Annotated in this window: 15 protein-coding genes and 1 other RNA gene; 8 read left to right on the top strand and 8 right to left on the bottom strand. The window is 39.8% G+C overall.

Annotated elements, in window-relative coordinates; genetic code table 11:
- From accA to ATS72_RS06385, 3 genes are all read left to right on the top strand, one after another.
- On the top strand, positions 1-957 hold the full coding sequence (accA, locus tag ATS72_RS06395) for an acetyl-CoA carboxylase carboxyl transferase subunit alpha (protein WP_006793614.1): 957 nt from the start codon (positions 1-3) through the stop codon (positions 955-957).
- Between the two features lie 93 nt (positions 958-1,050).
- The gene (gene tilS / locus ATS72_RS06390) at positions 1,051-2,355 is read left to right on the top strand and encodes a tRNA lysidine(34) synthetase TilS (RefSeq protein WP_058429485.1); all 1,305 of its coding nucleotides are present in this window, start codon (positions 1,051-1,053) and stop codon (positions 2,353-2,355) included.
- A complete protein-coding gene (locus tag ATS72_RS06385) occupies positions 2,356-2,706 on the top strand; it encodes a hypothetical protein (protein ID WP_058429484.1) in 351 nt (116 codons plus the stop codon).
- Between the two features lie 63 nt (positions 2,707-2,769).
- Here the strand turns inward: ATS72_RS06385 and ATS72_RS06380 are convergent, their stop codons facing one another.
- Entirely contained in the window at positions 2,770-3,666 is an 897-nt protein-coding gene (locus tag ATS72_RS06380; protein WP_058429604.1) for a GGDEF domain-containing protein, read from the bottom strand.
- A gap of 133 nt (positions 3,667-3,799) precedes the next feature.
- On the opposite strand from ATS72_RS06380, the gene ATS72_RS06375 reads away from it, so the two are divergent.
- A complete protein-coding gene (locus tag ATS72_RS06375) occupies positions 3,800-5,773 on the top strand; it encodes a monovalent cation:proton antiporter-2 (CPA2) family protein (RefSeq protein ID WP_058429483.1) in 1,974 nt (657 codons plus the stop codon).
- 1 nt (position 5,774) lies between these two features.
- Here ATS72_RS06375 and ATS72_RS06370 read toward each other — a convergent pair whose 3' ends face one another.
- Complete coding sequence (locus ATS72_RS06370) at positions 5,775-6,920, bottom strand: patatin-like phospholipase family protein (RefSeq protein WP_058429482.1); 1,146 nt, start codon at positions 6,918-6,920, stop codon at positions 5,775-5,777.
- Between the two features lie 231 nt (positions 6,921-7,151).
- Here ATS72_RS06370 and ATS72_RS06365 point away from each other — a divergent pair, with 231 nt between their 5' ends.
- From ATS72_RS06365 to ATS72_RS06355, 3 genes are all read left to right on the top strand, one after another.
- Entirely contained in the window at positions 7,152-8,024 is an 873-nt protein-coding gene (locus ATS72_RS06365; RefSeq protein WP_058429481.1) for a DUF3014 domain-containing protein, read from the top strand.
- Between the two features lie 138 nt (positions 8,025-8,162).
- An RNA gene (gene ffs, locus ATS72_RS06360) (signal recognition particle sRNA small type) lies at positions 8,163-8,259 on the top strand.
- 195 nt (positions 8,260-8,454) lie between these two features.
- Positions 8,455-11,217: a response regulator gene (locus tag ATS72_RS06355; protein WP_058429480.1), complete on the top strand. Its 2,763-nt coding sequence runs from the start codon at positions 8,455-8,457 to the stop codon at positions 11,215-11,217.
- A 54-nt stretch (positions 11,218-11,271) separates the two neighbouring features.
- Here ATS72_RS06355 and ATS72_RS06350 read toward each other — a convergent pair whose 3' ends face one another.
- Positions 11,272-11,967 carry a DUF1826 domain-containing protein gene (locus ATS72_RS06350; protein WP_058429479.1) on the bottom strand — a complete coding sequence of 232 codons (696 nt, stop codon included), beginning with the start codon at positions 11,965-11,967 and terminating at the stop codon, positions 11,272-11,274.
- A complete protein-coding gene (zigA, locus tag ATS72_RS06345; RefSeq protein ID WP_058429478.1) occupies positions 11,967-13,166 on the bottom strand; it encodes a zinc metallochaperone GTPase ZigA in 1,200 nt (399 codons plus the stop codon). The genes ATS72_RS06350 and zigA overlap by 1 nt, the downstream gene beginning before the upstream one ends.
- 223 nt (positions 13,167-13,389) lie before the next feature.
- Here zigA and ATS72_RS06340 point away from each other — a divergent pair, with 223 nt between their 5' ends.
- Positions 13,390-15,525, top strand: coding sequence for a TonB-dependent siderophore receptor (locus ATS72_RS06340; protein ID WP_058429477.1), 2,136 nt, complete (start codon positions 13,390-13,392; stop codon positions 15,523-15,525).
- Positions 15,526-15,554: 29 nt separating this feature from the next.
- Here ATS72_RS06340 and ATS72_RS06335 read toward each other — a convergent pair whose 3' ends face one another.
- From ATS72_RS06335 to ATS72_RS06320, 4 genes are all read right to left on the bottom strand, one after another.
- Entirely contained in the window at positions 15,555-16,634 is a 1,080-nt protein-coding gene (locus tag ATS72_RS06335) for a mechanosensitive ion channel family protein (RefSeq protein WP_058429476.1), read from the bottom strand.
- 102 nt (positions 16,635-16,736) lie between these two features.
- Positions 16,737-17,138, bottom strand: coding sequence for a DUF6691 family protein (locus ATS72_RS06330; RefSeq protein ID WP_058429475.1), 402 nt, complete (start codon positions 17,136-17,138; stop codon positions 16,737-16,739).
- A 3-nt stretch (positions 17,139-17,141) separates the two neighbouring features.
- Positions 17,142-17,555 carry a YeeE/YedE family protein gene (locus ATS72_RS06325; protein WP_058429474.1) on the bottom strand — a complete coding sequence of 138 codons (414 nt, stop codon included), beginning with the start codon at positions 17,553-17,555 and terminating at the stop codon, positions 17,142-17,144.
- A 1-nt stretch (position 17,556) separates the two neighbouring features.
- Positions 17,557-18,816 (bottom strand): OmpP1/FadL family transporter, encoded by a 1,260-nt coding sequence (locus tag ATS72_RS06320; protein WP_058429603.1) that lies wholly within the window; start codon positions 18,814-18,816, stop codon positions 17,557-17,559.
- Positions 18,817-19,023: the final 207 nt, after the last annotated feature.

The raw sequence follows: 19,023 nt of genomic DNA, 5'->3' as shown, positions 1-19,023 counted from the left end.
ATGAGCCTCAATTATCTTGATTTTGAGCTTCCGATTGCAGAATTAGAAGCAAAAATTGAAGAATTACAAAGCATAAGCCGCGCTGGCGAATTAGACCTTGAGCTAGAAGAGGAAGTCAGCAAATTAAAAGAAAAAAGTGCTAAGCAAAAAGAGGAAATATTCTCAAATTTAGGCGCTTGGCAAGTATCGCAGTTAGCGCGTCATCCGTTGCGTCCTTATACTCGAGATTATATCGAGCGCATTTTCACGGAGTTTGACGAGTTTGCAGGCGATCGTACTTTTGCTAACGATCCGGCTATTTTAGGTGGTGTTGCACGTTTAGATGGCGAACCCGTTATGGTTATTGGCCAACAAAAAGGCCGCGATACAGCTGAAAAAATTAAACGCAACTTTGGTATGCCAAAACCAGAAGGCTACCGTAAAGCACTTCGCTTAATGGAAATGGCTGAGCGTTTTAAAATGCCAATAATGACCTTTATCGATACGCCAGGTGCATACCCTGGTGTTGGCGCTGAAGAGCGTGGTCAGTCTGAAGCAATTGCACGTAACCTTAAAGTAATGGCGGCGCTTAAAGTGCCAACTATTTGTACGGTTATTGGTGAGGGCGGCTCAGGTGGTGCATTAGCGATTGGTGTTGGTGACAGAGTTAATATGTTGCAATACAGCACGTACTCGGTAATTTCGCCAGAAGGCTGTGCCTCTATTTTATGGAAAAGCGCAGACAAAGCGCCACTTGCTGCAGAGGCTATGGGCGTAACCGCTGAGCGCGTTAAAGAGCTAGATTTAATCAACAACTTAGTTGATGAGCCTTTAGGTGGTGCACACCGTAACTATGATGCGATGGCACGTAACTTAAAAACTCGTTTAAAACGTGATTTAGCAGACTTACAAGCGCTTTCGCTTGAAGACATGCTTGATCAACGTTACAAACGTTTAATGTCGTTTGGTTACTGCTAATAAAAGTAGCTATTACATTAAATGTTAAAAAAAGCCGCTTATGCGGCTTTTTTGTTTTAAAATACTTCTAACACAAATTTTATAGCGTATTGCATGCAATCATCAGCCATTTATCAACACGTTAAACACGCTCTAGAGCACTTTTTTAAGCAACAACAGTTTAATTTTACTGTGGCGCTTTCGGGTGGGGTCGACTCAGTTGTATTGTTACATGTAATGCACGTGCTTAAGCAAGAAATGCCAAAGCTAAAGGTAAGTGCAATATACGTTAATCATGGCTTAAGCGAATACGCTAATGACTGGCAGGCTTTTTGCCAAAACCTATGCGTTGAGCTAGATATACCGTTTAATACCGCGCAGGTAACAATAAGCCGGCAAACACGAACAAGCCTTGAAGCACAGGCACGTGAGGCACGTTATAAAGCACTTGATGAACTAAGCGCACCGCAAAGTGTTATTTTATTAGGCCAGCATTTAAACGACCAAATAGAAACGTTTTTACTGCGTTTAAAGCGTGGCTCGGGCTTAAAAGGGTTAGGTGCAATGCAAGCAATGCGTGAACTACAAAGCGGGCGAATATGCTACAGGCCGCTTTTAAACATTGCGCGCAGTGATATAGAGCACTTTGCCACAACGTTTAATATTACGCACATTACTGATGACTCAAATACCGATGAGCGTTTTGATCGTAACTTTTTGCGTGCACGTGTAGTGCCTGAACTGGCTAAGCGGTTTAAAGGTTTTGAACAGTGTGCTGGGCGCAGCATTGAGTTATTGCAGCAACAACAAGCGTTACTTGATGAGTACACTCAAATTGATTTAAGCCAAAGTTTAAATGACCAGCAAGCATTGTGTATTAGCCAAATAATTCATTATAGCGACGTGCGCATAACAAATGTGGTTCGTGCGTGGCTTAGCTTATTTACCCAAGTAATGCCATCTCAAAAGCAGTTATCACAAATTATTAATCAGGCAATAAACGCTCAGGCCGATGCTAAAATTCAAATTGACTTAGTTGATGGACAGGTTAGGCGCCACCAAGGGTATTTATACTTTGTAACTCAAAAAAACATTGTGAATGATAATAAGTTAATCACTCATGAACTCACTCTCAACGATGGCCGCGTATTAACAAAGCAAAGTGGTGCAGGAATAAGAGCGCCGCATGCCAATGAGCAGGTTTCAGTTAGGTTTAATTGCAACAGCGCTCGTATAAAGCCTCTTAAAAAGCCCGGAAGTAACAGCGTAAAGCACTGGTTTAAGGACGCAAAAGTAGCGCCTTGGCTTCGAAGTCAAGTGCCGCTTATTTTTTATAATGACGAGCTAGTACAAGTGGTTGGCTATTTTATAAGTGAAAAACATTATGATGAAAATGGTATTTATTGGGAGTGTAAATAAATGAGTAAACAGCCACATGTTGGATTATCGCTAGTCAATAAAGCGCCACTAGGCATACTATTTACAGCCCTAATAGCGATAGTTGCTAATGTATTGCTTGATTTGAACATTGTCACTTTAGCGTATGCTATTTTGGGCGGTGCTATATCAGCGGTTATTTTAATGGCCTATTGGTTAGGAAAAGGCGGCATATTTTTTATATTAGGGGTGAGTTTACCGCTCGTTTTAGTGTTATTTACGCCTCTTGATACCGCCACAGCCTTAATAAATTTAGTGAGTGGTTACTTTTTTGGTTTTTGTGTGGCACTGACAATTTATAAATTTTTACCTGCAAAGTCTATTAAGCAATAGGGCAAGGGTTTTCATAAAAAAGGCTTAGCGGGGGAAGCTAAGCCTTTTAAAAAAGCCTTATAATCAATATGCTTTAGCGCAGTTTCTGCCAGACGCTTTTGCTTTGTACAAGCCTTTATCTGCGCGAGAAAAGATTTCTATATCGCAGTCATTACTCATTGCTAAGGTATAGCCAATACTAACCGTAACTTCATGCTTTGACATTAAGCTAGATTGCTTTACAAATTGCATTATACGTTCAGATACAACCTGATTAGTTTTGAATTCAGGGTCTTCTATTAGTATTGCGAATTCATCGCCACCGAACCTAAATACGGTATCTGTAGCGCGTATACTTGAATTTAATACTGTTGCAAATTCTTTAAGAGTATCGTCGCCAATTTTGTGGCCAAACTTGTCATTTACCTGCTTAAAATTATCTAGGTCAAGTAACATTAAGCTGAAAGGGCGCTGATAGCGGCGACAATTTTCGAGCTTTTGAGATAAAATGTCATTAAATTGACTACGGTTGTTCAAACCTGTTAATGAGTCTTTTGTAGCCAATTTAAGTACGCGGCTATACATCATTGCATTACGTAGTGGGTACACTAGCGCAGAGTGAAGCGAGCGTAACTTACTTTCAATTGCTTTGCCTAAAGGGTATTTACTAAAGTATATAAGTTGCCCTAAGTGCTCTCTTCCAATCGTTAAGTCAAAAATATAGGGCGTGCTATTAGTATCGCTTTCAGACGTTTGTGCAGTGCCAAGCGTTGACTGAAACTGCAATCCCGTAAAGTTTAAAAGCTTTCTTGTAAATTTTGCGTATATGGCCAATACATCTTCAATAACTAAACTAGTCTGAAGTTCAGCGACTAACTCGTGTGTTGCCGTTGTTTCATTATTTGGTGTGTGTTCAGCCGAAAACGGCAAAAAGTCGCCGCGACCAGAGACACGTTGCGTCAAAATATGGACATTTTCCATTAAATTCTCCCCCGAGAGTGTTGCTTTGCAAATATTAAGCGATTTTTGTGCCATATTTTAAAATTAGCTTAAAAACAATTGCTTGCTATAGTTAAATTACATCCCCTAGTTTAATTGAAGCCGGAGGCCAAATTTGCAAAGTACTAATGCTCAATTTTTTGGCTTACTTGTCGTTGCCGTTATTTTTGTGTGGTTTTTTAAGCGCATCGGTTTGCCGCCAATTTTGGCGTACCTAGCAACAGGTGTTTTAGCTGGCAGTCATGGCGTTGGATGGCTTGAACATACGCACGAAATAGACTTTGTTGCAGAGCTTGGTATTGTATTTTTGCTTTTTAGCTTAGGGCTTGAGTTTTCAATATCTCGGTTAATGGCCATGCGCAATATTGTATTTGGCTTAGGTTCACTGCAGGTGATTGTAACAAGCTTAGTGCTTATTATAACTTTGTACTGTTTAAACTTCAGTTTGCTTACCAGCTTTACTATTGGTTCGATTATGGCGCTGTCTTCAACGGCGGTAGTCGTTAAATTGCTTAAAGAAAGTGGTGAGCTTAATCAGCGCAGAGGGCAATTAGCAATCGGTGTATTGTTGTTTCAAGACATTGCCGTAGTCCCTTTACTTATTATTCTTCCTTTGTTTGCCACAAGTGATTCTCAAACAATTGGGTGGGCATTAGCATTTTCTCTGACTAAAGGCGCTTTTGTTTGCGTATTACTGTGGGCTATTGGTAAATGGTTACTGCCTAAAGTGTTCAGCGAAATAGCCTTAGTGCGCACTGATGAGCTGTTTGTACTTACTACGCTACTGGTTGCTTTGTTTGCGGGTTTACTAACCTATATGTTTGGCTTATCAATGGCACTAGGTGCATTTTTGGCCGGGATGATGCTTGGTGAAAGTCATTACAGGCACCAGCTTGAAGCCGATATACGGCCATTTCGCGATATTTTAATGGGGCTGTTTTTTGTTACCGTAGGCATGCAGCTCGATTTACTTTATGTGTTTAGCAATGGCGTTATTATTGTTGGTGCATTATTTGGATTATTGGTTTTAAAAATAGCTGTGGTTGCCATCAGTGCACAACTTATGGGTGAGCGAAAGCAGGACTCATTAGCGTGTGGCATTATGCTGTGGCAAATGGGTGAATTTGGTTTTGTATTAATTGCCTTGGGTAGGCAGCATCAATTATTAACCAGCGAACACATTTCATTTTTAATTGCCCTTGGTGTGTTATCGATGGCGTTAACCCCATTTTTAATTGAAAAAACACCCTATATTTTAAGGCGTTTAGGGTTATTAAATAGCCCAAGCATTGCATGGGAAAGCGAGCCACAAGTAAGTGCGCTTTACACAAACCATGTAGTCATTTGTGGTTTTTCGAGGGTCGGGCAAACTATAGCGCGCTTTTTAAAGCCAGAAGCTATTGAATATGTTGCTGTTGAAAGTAACCCCATACTTGTTCAAGAAGGTAAGGCCGCAGGTGAGCCTGTAATATTTGGCCACGTTAAACAAAAAGATATTTTAAAGTGTGCGGGCATAGAGCGAGCGCGATTGGTGATTATTACATTTACCGAGTTTGAACAAACACAAATAGTGATAGATGCAATAAAGCAAATAGCTCCAGAGGTAAAAATACTTATACGTACCCGAGACGATAGCCAGCTTGAAAAACTACGAGAGCTTGGTGTCACTGAAGTTGTACCAGAAACGCTTGAAGCAAGTTTAATGATAGTCTCGCATGTTTTGTCTATGTCGGGTGTACCCATGAGCCGAATTATTAGGCGAGTGAGTGATGAGCGAAGAAATCGTTATCAATTTTTGCAAAGTTTTTTTACAGGTGAGCATATAAACAACGATGAAAGTAATTCAGATAAATTAGAGTATTTGCATGTGGTTGCTCTGCCCGATAAAGCACATGCGGTTAATAAAAGTATAAATGAGCTTAATTTAGTAAAGCGCAAGGTATCTATTAAGGCATTACGACGCCAAGATCGAGAAATAGATGCCCCTTCAGATCAAATTATCTTGCTTGCCAACGATATACTCGTTTTGCAAGGTAAACCAAGGCGTGTGGAACGCGTAGAACATTTTTTATTAGACGGGATTGAATAAATTAATCGAGTCCTAAAAAAGCTCTTATTTCAGGTAGCTTAGCCATGCCGTCTTGATACCCTATTTCCATTAAGTGCTGGGTATAGCGTTTTTCAAATAATAAGTAACTCGTTAAACTTGATTGAGAGTGCTTTTTAACACCAATAGTCCGCAATAATACTTTTATCGCCCATGGCATATCGTTGTAATACTGCGCTGCAATAACATTAAAGTTTTGTGAGGGGTTAATAATAAAGCTATCTATTTGCTTTAGCTCTTGGTGTTTATCTCGCGCAGGTAAAAGCCCCAAAGTGCGGTTTATTCTACCCAAGCGTTCTAAATCTGACTGCATGGTGTCGGTAAATACACTATCAAGCAAGTGTCCGGCTACAGCAGAAAGCCCAGGGTAATGCGCAGAATATCCCGGTGGATGCGGCTCTTTAGGTTCATCTACACCAATGATAAATATTTTTTCGGCACCCAAATGTATTGAAGGGCTCAGTGGTGATAGTTGATGTATAGAACCATCGCCAAAGTAGTGGTTATGAATATTCACGCTTGGGAACACCATTGGAATAGCACTTGATGCCATTAAATGCTCAACATTAATGCGTGTTGGCCGGCCTTCTCGTTTAGCTCTTTGCCAAGCTGTTTGTGTATTTGACTGAAAAAAAGCGACTGAGTCACCCGTGGTATAGCTTGAGGCTGTAATCGAAAGCGCCTCTAAATAGTTTCGGTGTAAATTACGCTCTATGCGATGCAAGTCTAAAATTTCGTTAAGTAAACCACGTAAAGGGCGGTTATTAAGCAAGCTTGCTGGTGGGTGGTTAATATGCTCTGATTGAAAGCTAGTTAAAATATTACGCGCAATATGGCCAAATACACTTAAAAAATCACTTTTATACACCATTGAGGTCGAAAAGTTTTTCCAAACAGATTCTAATTTTCGCACTGCTAAGTGCGCGCAAGAGGCATAACAAGCCAAGGCTGCAGAGTTTATTGCGCCTGCAGACGTACCATTTATTATTCTAAAAGGAAGAGGTGCCGTACGTGGCATGCTGTGAGCTAGCGCTTTTAAAACACCTACTTGATACGCCGCTCGAGCACCACCACCAGTGAGTAATAAGGCTGTTTTAGGTTTTTTGGGATCTATTTGCTTAATTTTCATATTGGTGGTTAAACTGTTCAACGTCTTTACTTTATTTATTAACTGTAAGTCTTTAAGCTAGAAGAATCAAAGGTTAACTGTTCATAGAGTTATAACCGCATAATTTAATGCTGAATTCAGCATGTCTAACTTAAGATAGCTATTGATTTAATAAAAAACTCGAACAGAATGAATTTAATCCACTTAGCCCACTCTAAGTGATATCGCATTTTTATTTTTTATGGAGTTCGTATGTCAGACTCACCAGATGTTCAAAAACGCTCAACAAACAGTAACTTACTTCTTGCCATTATTACGCTAATTGTTGTTGCCTGTGTAGTTGCATTTATATTACTTAAACCAAGTGACGAACCGGTTGCGCGCATAGAAGCAACAGAGCCCGTTAAAGAGCGGCCAATAATGGAACTTAAGCCATTAAATGAACCAGATATAATTGAGCCAGAAGAGCCAACAACAGTTGAACAGCCCGCAGAGCTCGAAGTGCCAGCGCAGCGCATAGTTGAACCCGAACCAGAAGTAGCTACGCTACCTGCCTTAAACGATAGTGATACTATGGTTGTTGCCAAAATTGACGAGTACCTAAGTGACTCTGTGATGAGCCTATTAGTCACTGATGATGTTATTCGTCGAGGTGTTGTTTTTATTGACAACTTAGCTCAAGGCAAAGTAGCTAAAAAACACAATCCTGTTATTAAACCCCAAGAAAGCTTTAGTGTTACCGAAGGGGATATTTTAACAATTGATCCAAATAGTTATGAGCGTTACACACCGTATGTAAAAATTTTTACTAGCATGAGTGCAGCGCAAGTAGTCCGTATGTTTGAAGAGTACCAGCCACTTATTAACGATGCATACACTGAAATTGGTTATGGCGATGACGAGTTTAAACAAACATTGAACGACGCTATCGATTTACTACTTGATACTCCGGAGCCTGAAGGCGCCTTACCACTTTTACGTGACTCAGTAACTTATCAGTATGCGTTTTCAGAGTGGGAGCAACTTCCTGCTGCTCAAAAACAGCTTTTACGCATGGGTCCAGAAAACATGAAAAAAGTAAAAGCAGCACTTCGTAATATAAAAGCGCAATTAGAGAGCAAATAACAGTCACAAATTAAATTTAAAAGCCGCGATTGTATATGAAGTATGCAATCGCACCTTCTTTTTTGATTATCCCTTGAATAACACAGTAAAAGTAGAGATAATCTCTTCCGCGCCAACCAAGGCCCTCAATGGTAGTCTTATTGGTCCTCTCGCAACACTAGCAGGCGAACCTGGTCAGGCCCGGAAGGGAGCAGCCACAGTTTGTGACGTGTGTGCCGAGATGTGGCTGGTAAGACTGCCACCCAAATTCCTCATTTGGGTGACTACAGCTAATCAATTTAAAAAACTTTAACCAAATACACACAAGTTTATTTTCTGATATTCCCTATATTTCTGCCATATAGACAACACTTAGATATTGCGCAATAATGAAATAATACGTTAACGTTAACGCTACACATGTTAAATCAGATGCCCAAGGGTTGTTGTAATGTCTCAAAGAAGTAAGTGGGCACTAGCTATTTTATTAGGGTTAATAGGCGGGTTGGTTAACCTTTTACCCCTGTATTTTTTCGATAGTTCTGAATTTTTATTTGGACAATTTTTTGTTTTATGCAGCTTAGTATTCACTGGACTGCGTTATTCCTGCCTTACGCTCGCAATTGTCTCAAGCTTTTTACTCTATAGATGGGGGCACTGTTGGCCCAGCATAGTTTATTTGTTGGAGCTTTTATGGCTTTATGTTTTTTGTTTAAGGCGCTCTAAACCTATTTTACCCTTAGGTGCCGTATTTTGGTTTTTAGTTGGACTGCCTATCATTTGGGGTATAGGCCAGTTTGTAATGGATTTAGCATCGCTAACGCTTATTGTTGCAGTGTTTAAATACCTGGTAAATGCATTAATAAGCTTAGCACTCGTTGATTTGATGAGCATATTTGTTCCCTTTGCTAGTCGTGCTTATCAAGGACGCCCACTAGCCCGTATTCTTAGCTATGTTGTCAGCGTCATTATTGTTTTGGTTGTCCTTATTACAAGTGTTTTTTTAGTGAACGATCATCACTCACGCATAGAGTATGAGGTAAATGCTCAGCTTGAAGAAAAAGCGAAATCAATTAGCACACAGTTGAATGACTATTTACAGTTTCATAAAAACGCGGTGGTAATGAGCAGTGATGCCATAGGTGGTGGAATTACTATACAACAACAGTTAACGCAGTTAATGGATTTATACCCAGGTTTTACTACAAGCTTATATGCAATGCCAAATGGCTATGTTGCTAAAAGTATTCCCAGCACATTATTAGAAGGACTTAGTGAAGAAAAGCGCTTTGTAAACGACCGCCCTTATTTCTCTCAAGCTAAACAGTATCCTCAAGGTTATAGCAGTGGTGTGTTTCAGGGGCGTGGCCTTGGTAATGAACCTATAGTTGCACTTTCTGCGCCTATTTACAGAAATGATGAGTTTTATGGTGTAGTGGAAGGGTCGTTAAAGCTTGAACGTTTAGAGCAATATATACCGAATTTGTTTAACCAAACTGGTGAGCTAATTATACTCGATGCTGAGCAAAGGATTGTTTTTAGCTCATTAGCACAATTTGACATTTTGGCTGACTTTAAAACTTTAGATTTTACGATAAGTAACTTGGGCGATAATCAACTGTTCCGTTCTGTTAATAATGAAGTATTTCATACCAATCAGTATGTTGATACTGTTAGTAAATGGCAGGTCATCACGTTTTACAATCGTAAGCACTTAACAAAGGTAGTAGCAAGTGCTTGGTTACCAACAATATTATTTAGTGCAGTGTTGATATTTTTAGTGGTGTTGTTTATACATCATTTGTCTAACTTATTAGTTCAGCCAATTATTGGATTAACTAATTTAATGCATGGTTTTGATAAATCAGAAAAACAACATTTTAATACAGAGTCTAGTTGGTACGAAGTACTGCAGCTACAAGAGCAGTTTAAGATGCTGGGAAGTGCGTTAAGGGACTCAATAGAGAGCTTACAAGCGTCTAATATTAAAAATCAGGATCTAAATAAACAGTTAAGCCAATTTAACCAGCAATTGGAAGTTAAAGTGGCAGAGCAAACAGATGAGCTAACAAAAGCAGTTAAATCTGCTAATGAAGCTAATAAAGCTAAGTCACAGTTTTTGGCCAATATGAGTCATGAACTGCGCACGCCTATGAACGGCATCTTAGGTATGGGTGAGGTATTACTTCGTGATACCACCCTTACCGATGAGCAGCGTGACCTTCTTGAAACACAACAAAAAAGCTCAAAAAATTTACTACAAATATTAAATGATATTTTAGATTTTTCTAAAATTGAAGCTAACGCTATGCAAATAAGCCCCCGTGCTACTTTGCTTGCTCCGTTTATAGAAAATATACACTCGTTATTCTCACCCATTATTCATTCTAACAATGTTGAGTTTATTATTCAGCGCAGCCCAGACTTGCCTGATTGCTTAAATGTAGATGACTTACGTTTAAATCAAATAATTATTAACTTATTGTCAAATGCACAAAAGTTTACTCAGGCTGGGTTTGTGCGTTTATCGTTTGATTACAAAGATGAGCAACTGACGGTAAGTGTGTCTGATAGCGGAATTGGGATTGAAAAAGAGCAGCAACTATTACTTTTTAGTGAGTTTACCCAAGCAGATGCTAGCGTAGCTCGTAAGTATGGCGGTACAGGGCTTGGGCTGGCTATTTGCCAAGGTTTGATTAAAAAAATGGAGGGTGAAATAACCCTCAATAGCGTGCCAGGTTTGGGCAGTACGATTAAGTTTTCGATACATGCACCTGAAGCGAAAATTGTCGATTTAGCAAAACGTGTACAAGAGCAATCTTTACCAGATTTGATAAATAAGCATATTTTGCTAGTAGAAGACAATCCGATAAATCGCCAAGTAATTGCAAAAATGCTAGAGCCAACAGCTGTTACTATTACAATGGCAAACGACGGTTTAGAAGCGCTTAAAACATTAAAAAGTAATGTGTTTGATTTAATTTTAATGGACTGTCAAATGCCTAATATGGACGGTTATGAATGTACTATACGCATTCGCGAAAATGAAATAGGGGAAGATAAAAGGGTTCCAATTATCGCTATTACAGCCAATGCATATGAAGAAGATAAGCAGCGTTGTTTAGATGTAGGTATGGATGACTTTATTTCAAAACCGGTTAACTCTCAGGGGTTATATAGTGTTATTGCTAATAACCTTGCAAAGATAGGTTAAGTATAATTGATAAAGGCCAGACAAAATATGGCCTTTATGAATGGCGCTTTAATTTTATATAAAATCGAGAGTAAGCAGTAACCTAGGGGCGCTATTAGTTCCAGCCAACGGTGGCGAGCGATGCACTAAACCTGCGCCTTCGTTTTCATCCCAGTATTCGCCTTTAAGCAGTGCAACATCGCCTTCTGTTAGCTGGTTAATATTATTTAGGCTTTTAATTAAGCCAGACTCCTCATCAGGCTTACCTAAATTACCAGTACCTAGCTTTGAGCGGTTTACATCGCTGTGATTTAACCACTGCGTAGCAACGCCGTGATAAGTAGTCACTAATCGACACGGAATTTTGTCTACATGAAAACGCGGGCACATAGGTTTATCTAATATTTTTAGCCTTAAACCGGCGCGTTTTAAATCAAACAGGCAGCAAAACATTTCAACCAACAGTGCAATGTCTTCACACAAAGCTTTAATTTCATCGCTGTTATTATCTTCAGGCTTAAGCGCTTTTATTAATTGATCAAACGCATCATCGGGCGATACCTCAAGCTCAATTGGTTTTAAAGCATTAGCGCTAATGAGTGTATTAACTGCACTTGTTAATGTTTGCTCAAGGTCTCTTTGCCAAATAACAATGTTAGTATCTTGGTTATAAATTTGTGGCAATACATTGGCATTACTCTCTATAGCTGCTCTTCGGTATAGCGGTTCAGCCGGTTTTACTTGGGCTGTTATTGGGGCTAGGGCATTCATTACTCTTCCTCCCAAATAGGAAACGGGTCGTTAAAGGTTTTCCAAAAATCTTTACCTTTTAGAACAGCATCTTCTGGGAGTAGGCAGTCATCAAGCGCTTTAATCATGACGTGTTTATTTAACGACTGACCAATAAACACAAGCTCTTGGCGCATGTCACCAAAGGGCTCTAACCACTTACTGTTTATATCAGCAAGTAGTTCGGGTTCTGTGGGCCAGTCTTTTTTAGGTATTGCTTTATAAAACATGCCTGCAAACCCGTAATGCGCTATACCGCCAGCTTGGCTCCACTGCGCGCAAAATAAAGGACGTGTTGCTAACCAAAAATATCCTTTAGAACGAATGAGCTTGCCAAATTGCTCGGTGTCGTGCAAAAAGTTATAAAACTTTTCAGGGTCAAATGGGCGGCGCGCAGTGTAATTAAAACTGCTAATACCATACTCTTCGGTTTCGGGAATATGTTCACCACGCATTTCTTTAAGCCAACCCGGTGCTTGTTGGGCAAGTTCAAAATTAAATAAACCGGTGTTTAGCACTTCGCTAATATTAATATGGCCGTTTGAAATAGGAATAACGTTAGCTTGAGTATTGAGCGTATTTAAAATGGCAGTGAGTCTATTTAATTCATCGTTTGTAATTAAATCAGTTTTACTAATTAAAATAACATCGGCAAATTCAACTTGGTCAACAAGTAAATCGGCAACGCTTCGCTCGTCGTCTTTACCTAACGATTCGCCAGTATCTTGTAAGTCGTTTGCTTGTTCGTAGTCGTTTAAAAAGTTAACGGCGTCAACCACTGTTACCATGGTATCGAGGGTGGCAAGATCACTAAGTGAAACCCCGTTTTCGTCGGCAAAGGTAAATGTTTCTGCAACGGGGAGGGGCTCAGATATGCCTGTAGATTCAATGACGAGGTAATCAAAACGCCCATCATTGGCAAATTTGCCCACTTCAATAAGTAAGTCTTCTCGTAGGGTACAGCAAATACAACCGTTACTCATCTCGACCAGTTTTTCGTTACTGTGATTGAGCGATACACCACTTTTAATTGTTGCGGCATCGATATTTATATCGCTCATATCGTTAACTATGACGGCGACTTTTTTTCCTTGCCTGTTATTAAGAATATGACTAAGTACAGTAGTTTTACCAGCCCCCAAAAAACCTGATATCACTGTGACGGGCAGTTTATTTATCATTTAATAATCTTACTAAAGTGTATTTTTAGATATGTTATATTATATCAATACTGTATTCCAGTAATGCTAATTAATTTATTCAAAGTTGAGCTGCAGATTTAGTGTATTGCAAAAATAATCTTCACACGAAAAATAAAGGTGAATATGAAAGCATTTACATTGCATATAGTAATGATAGTAGTTATCATTTGTGTTGCCTTGTAATTATCTTCTCTGGATCAACATGTTTAACCAAAAATATTTGGCGCTCAGTATTGCTGCGTATTTTTCTGCTTTTTCTAATGTGGCATTTGCCGAGCAAAATAACGAAATTGAAACAATTGAAGTAACAGGCCGCGCTCAGCAGTTTTACCTAGAAACCGAAAGTAAAATTGGCACTAAAACGGATTTAGATCTTATTAAATTACCGCAATCTGCGCAGGTATTAACCGAGCAACTTATTATTGACCAAGCTGCGCGCAACATTACCGATTTATACCGTTCAATAGCAGGGGTAAGTGAGTACAGTTATTCGGGTGTAACTTTTCGTGGTTTTAGAGACGATGCCAATGTATTTTACGATGGCGTCCGCGGCGACCCGTATTCGGGCTTTGGTGTACCACAATTATTTAATGTAGCGCGTGTAGAAGTATTAAAAGGCCCAGCCTCTGCGTTATATGGTGGCGGTGAGCCAGGCGGTATGATCAACTATGTGACTAAAAAGCCTTCGTACACGCAAAGCAAAGAGCTAAAGCTAACGCTTGGCAATTACTACACACGTGGTGCATCACTTGATATGACCGGCGGTTTAACCGACACCATGGCGTACCGAGCAGGTGGTTATTACGAAGAGCAAGACAGCTTTCGTAATAATGCAGATTCAAAAAACAGTGAGTTTACCGGTGGTTTATTATTTGATTTAACAGATTCAACCACACTAACCACAAGTGTTGACTACATCAAACAAGACTTAGGGGGTAACCGTTTACGTGGTGTACCGGTAGGTGATAACGGCAACTTTTTAGTTGACCCTAGATACAACGCGAACGAAGCATTTGACTATCAAGACATGGAAGCGTTAGTGCTGCAAGGTAAGCTAAAGCATTACTTTAATGATGATTTTTCTGTAAGTAGCACACTTCGTTACATGGATAACGAGCGTGACCAAGCTTATCATGAGTCGCAAAGCTGGGTAGATGTAAACGGCGATGGTGAAGCCAACATTGATGACGAAACCATTAAACGCGAATACCGAAAGCAATACCGCGCCAACGAAGAAACAAGCTTAACTACCGACTTTGTTTATAGCTTTGAGCAAGGCCAATTAGCACATCAAGTATTATTTGGCGGCGACTACCACATAGTGGATACCGAGTACGATTACTTACGTGCCCGCTATGAAGCAGACGGCGTGGCTAATTTAAACATATTTGACTTAAATTACGGCGAAACCGACCCACGTACTTATAACCTGACAGACATGAACCGCGATGGTGTTGAAACCGACCGTTTTGGCGTATACGTGCAAGATGTTGTAAGCATTAACGAGCAATGGACCGTGATTGCAGGCCTGCGCTATGACCATTTTAAAGAGCTAAACAAAGAAACCGGTTACAGTTACTCAGATAACGATGTAACACCGCGCGTGGCTGTTACATACCAACCCGTTGAAAACACATCGGTATACATAAATTACTCAGAAAGCTTTAACCCAGCATCGTCGGGCGATCAAGAAGATGTAGAGGGCGAGGGTAATTTAACCCCAGAAACCGGTAAACAAACCGAAATTGGTATGAAAAGCCAATGGCTTAATGGCAGAATTATGAGCACCTTTGCTATTTACCAAATTAATAAAGAAAACGTAGTAATGAGCAACCCAGACGACACTGGCGCGGGTGATGGCATTGCAGCACTTTTAAATATTGGTGAGGTAGAAAGCCGTGGGTTTGAAACAACGCTGGTGGGCGATTTAACCGAGCACTGGACGCTAACTGCTAACTACGCATATAACGATACGCTAGTTGTTGAGGGGGTAACGGGCGATACTATTTCAAGCACCTACGGTGATGGCTCTCGTTTTGCTAATGCCCCGCGCCATCAAGCTGGTTTATGGTCGCGTTTTGCGCTTGATAGCATTGACTCGTCTATAGCATTTGGCGCAAATTACGTAAGCGAGCAAATAAGCCAAGACGGCCAAAAAGTTAAACCCTTTACCGTATTTGACATGAGCTGGAGTACCCGCTTTGACGATGTGTTATTAAGTGTAAATATCAATAATCTATTCGATAAAGAATACGCAGCAAGTGGCTTTAGTGAGCGTAACGGTCACTTCCCAGGCAGCCCACGAGAATTAGTAGGCCAAGTAAACTATAAATTTTAAAGCAAATTAAGCGCGAATTTATCTCGCGCTTATTTTTTATCGCTATTAAAATTAGCGGCTTCTTGCGCTGTGTTAATAGCTGTAATAGGGAAGGGGATCACAATACCTTCTTGGTTATAGCGTTTGTGTAGCGCTTTAATAAAAGCAGATTTAACCCAAAACCGATTAAAGTACTCTTTTGCGCGCAGCATTACGGTAAAATTTATGCTTGAGTTATCAAAGGTGTGATACACCACAAAGGTATTGTAATCATCAACACCCCATTCATGGTCAATCAGTATTTGGCGCGCAACTTCAAGCGTTACTTGCTCTACAAATTCTAGGTCTGAGCTGTAGTGAACGCTTACATCAACAGGTACACTCAGCTCTTTTTCGGGGTAAAAGTAATTAATAATACGCGATTTAGAAAGCTGACTATTAGGAATAATAATCATATTATTTGGCAGCATTTTAACCCACGTAGAGCGCCAACCAATTTTTTCTACAAAGCCTTGCTCCTTTGACTCAAGCTCAATAAAATCCCCGACCCGTATGGGTTTATCTATAACAAGTTGTACGCCCGAAAAAAAGTTTTCAAGGGTGGGTTGTAAGGCAAGTGCCACCGCCAATGACGTAATACCAAGAGATGCAATAATAGGTGTAATTGAAATACCCAATGTGCCTAATAAAACCAACAACCCTACTGAAAACAATGTAACGCGAATAACCCCCTTAATAATACTTTGAGAATTGAATATAACGGCAGATTGTTTAGCGTAGTGATTAACCGTGCCAATAATAAAGTGATTTAAAAAGAAAATAAGTGCAAGTAAAGCTAATACAATATTGATGCTGTTGAACGGAATTCGGTTCGCTAACTCGGGGTCAATAACGAATGTATCGTGCTCCAAAATGGTGATTAGCACAATAAATGTGCAAAGTGTGAGTGGTTTAGATATTGAATCAAGAAGTAGGGTATCGAAGGTAAAAGTGGTTTTTGATGTCCACTTTTTTAACCAATACATTATAAAAAAACGAATAAAAAACAAGAGTATAGTTATGAGTAAAAGGTAAGCTACTGTACTCAACCAAGGGGTGTTGTTAATAACGTCAAGCGTATTTTTGAGCATAACTTAAACCTAATAAATATATTTATATTTATTACAGCAAGTTATGTACCTATGTTTAGAATAAAAAAAGTGTATTGCCGAGACAAGCTCGGCAATAGTCGCTTATATTTTTTTAGCCAACCACATTCCACCCAGTACCGAGGCAAAAAACAGCCAAAACTCAATTTTGAGTGACACTAATTGAACCAAGCCAGGGCCTGGACATATACCACTCAATCCCCACCCTAAACCAAACAAAACAGAGCCCGTAATTAATCTACGATCTACATTTTTTAGATTACTCAGGCTAAATGCTTCACCAAATAAAGGGCTGTCTTTTTTAGAAACCCAAAACCACGCCAACATCATTATTCCCATGGCTACCGCCATTACAATAATTAAACTGCCATCCCAGTTCTCGCCAAAGGTTAAAAAATTGAGTACTTTATCAGGGTTAGTCATTCCACTAATAATAAGACCTAAGCCGAAAATAAAGCCTAAAAACACCGATGTAATTGCTTTCATGTTTTATCCAATTAAGTTAGCAGTGATAACGGCAACAAGCATAAACACACATGTTGAAACCCAAGAGCGAGAAGAAAAACGCGACATACCACACACGCCATGCCCGCTTGTACAACCATTTGCAAGTGAGGTACCTACACCCACTAAAAGTCCCGCTACAATAATTAACCAAGAAGGTATATTTAAATCGCCCTCTAATAATTCAGGTGCAATAGATGAGGTAGCAACACCTGCAATTAGTAAGCCTGCAATAAAGCATACTTTCCATACATTATCGGGTTTTAATGGGGTGAACAGCGATTTAACTAATCCTGAAATACCGGCTACTTTGCCAAATAAAACCAGTAATAGTGCGCAGGCTATACCTATTAAAGCACCGCCTAAAGCGGCTGAAATGGGCGTAAATTCGGTTACCATTTTAAATTCCCCAAACAATAGATACACCAACACCAGACTGCTGCATTTCAATTGATAATTGTTGGTTAGGCGCTAAAAAGTTTGCACCCGATACTTTTTTAGCTGGCGAGTAAAAAGCCATAGCGTTTAATTGTACTTTTTCGCTAACTTCATGACTAAAACCCGTTGTAAAATGCCACTCTTGTACACCCGGCGCTAAAATATTAAATAACACCTCAGACGACGGAATAGGCTGTTGCGTGTATGAAACACCAAAGCGAATTTTTTGTTTTGCAGTGCGCTGCCACTGATAGCCTAATTTATATATATCCATATCTTCCCAGCCAAACCCTGCACCTGCGCTTGCACCTAAAGGTGCAGACATTAAGTTACTCATTGGGTTGGCAATGCTTTTAACTTCACTGTAGTTTATTTTTTGCCAATCAAATACAACCTGGTTTGTAGGCGTTAACTTATAAGCGGCACCAATTTGAATTGAGCTTGGTAAATCAAAGCCACCATTTTCTGCAAATAAACCTTTATAGCTATCAAACTCATCCATAGACACCGATGATCGGTAACTGGCACCCCAGCTAAACGATGTGCCTACGGTTTGAGTTATACCCACTTGTACACCTAAACCTGTGCTGGTGTCGGTGCCATTATTTGTAAGCGCTTGGGGGGATTGCGAAAAAGGCGCAAAGTTTCCAAGGCCTGTCGCTTTAAACTGTTGCACAACATAAATAGGTGAAACCCCCACTTTTGTTTGCTCATTTAACTGGTAGTTAATAGTTGGGCTAATAAACATCTGCTTTAAATCAACGCCAGTCGTGCCAGCATAAAATGTGCCTTCGGGTTCTGACTCGGCGTTGTAGTCGGTGTTCATGCCGCCATTGCCGTAAACTAATAAGCCAATATTTATTTTGTCATTGAGCTGGTGGCCAATGGCAAATTCAGGAATAGCAAATAACGTGTTATCACTTTTTTGGGTTTTTGCTTCAAGATAAAGCGCATTAGGATAAAACGTACCTACAGATGAAGCTGTGTATTTTCTATCAGGTGAAAATAACTCTAACCCAACTGAAATTTCAGTGTCATTTACATTAAAGCTAGCAGGATTATTTGCACCCGACATCAACTCTTCCGATAGCGCAACACCCGCACCCGCCATGCCTTTGTGGGTCATGCCATAACCATGAGTAAAATACCCATTGGTAGCAAGTGCGTTAAAAGAACCTAGGGTAAAGGTTAGGGCCAAACCAGATACTAACTTATTTTTCATTTTGACAGACATACGTAGTTGGAAAAGGCGGACAATAGCTAATTTTCTATATTCAAAAAAGGAATTTAAATCGATTACTTATAGTAAAAAGGAATATTAAGGGTGGGTAGTGAATTCAATATTTAGCGCAGTAACTTCCTAATCCTTGCATACAGCTGTTGAATCAATCATTTAACTAAAAAACACAAAGCGGTGAGAGGGTTCACC

Source organism: Pseudoalteromonas sp. 13-15 (assembly GCF_001468205.2).
Taxonomy (GTDB): Bacteria; Pseudomonadota; Gammaproteobacteria; order Enterobacterales; family Alteromonadaceae; genus Pseudoalteromonas; species Pseudoalteromonas marina.
The sequence above is the reverse complement of the archived record's forward strand: the minus strand, read 5'-3'. Positions and strand labels throughout refer to the sequence as shown.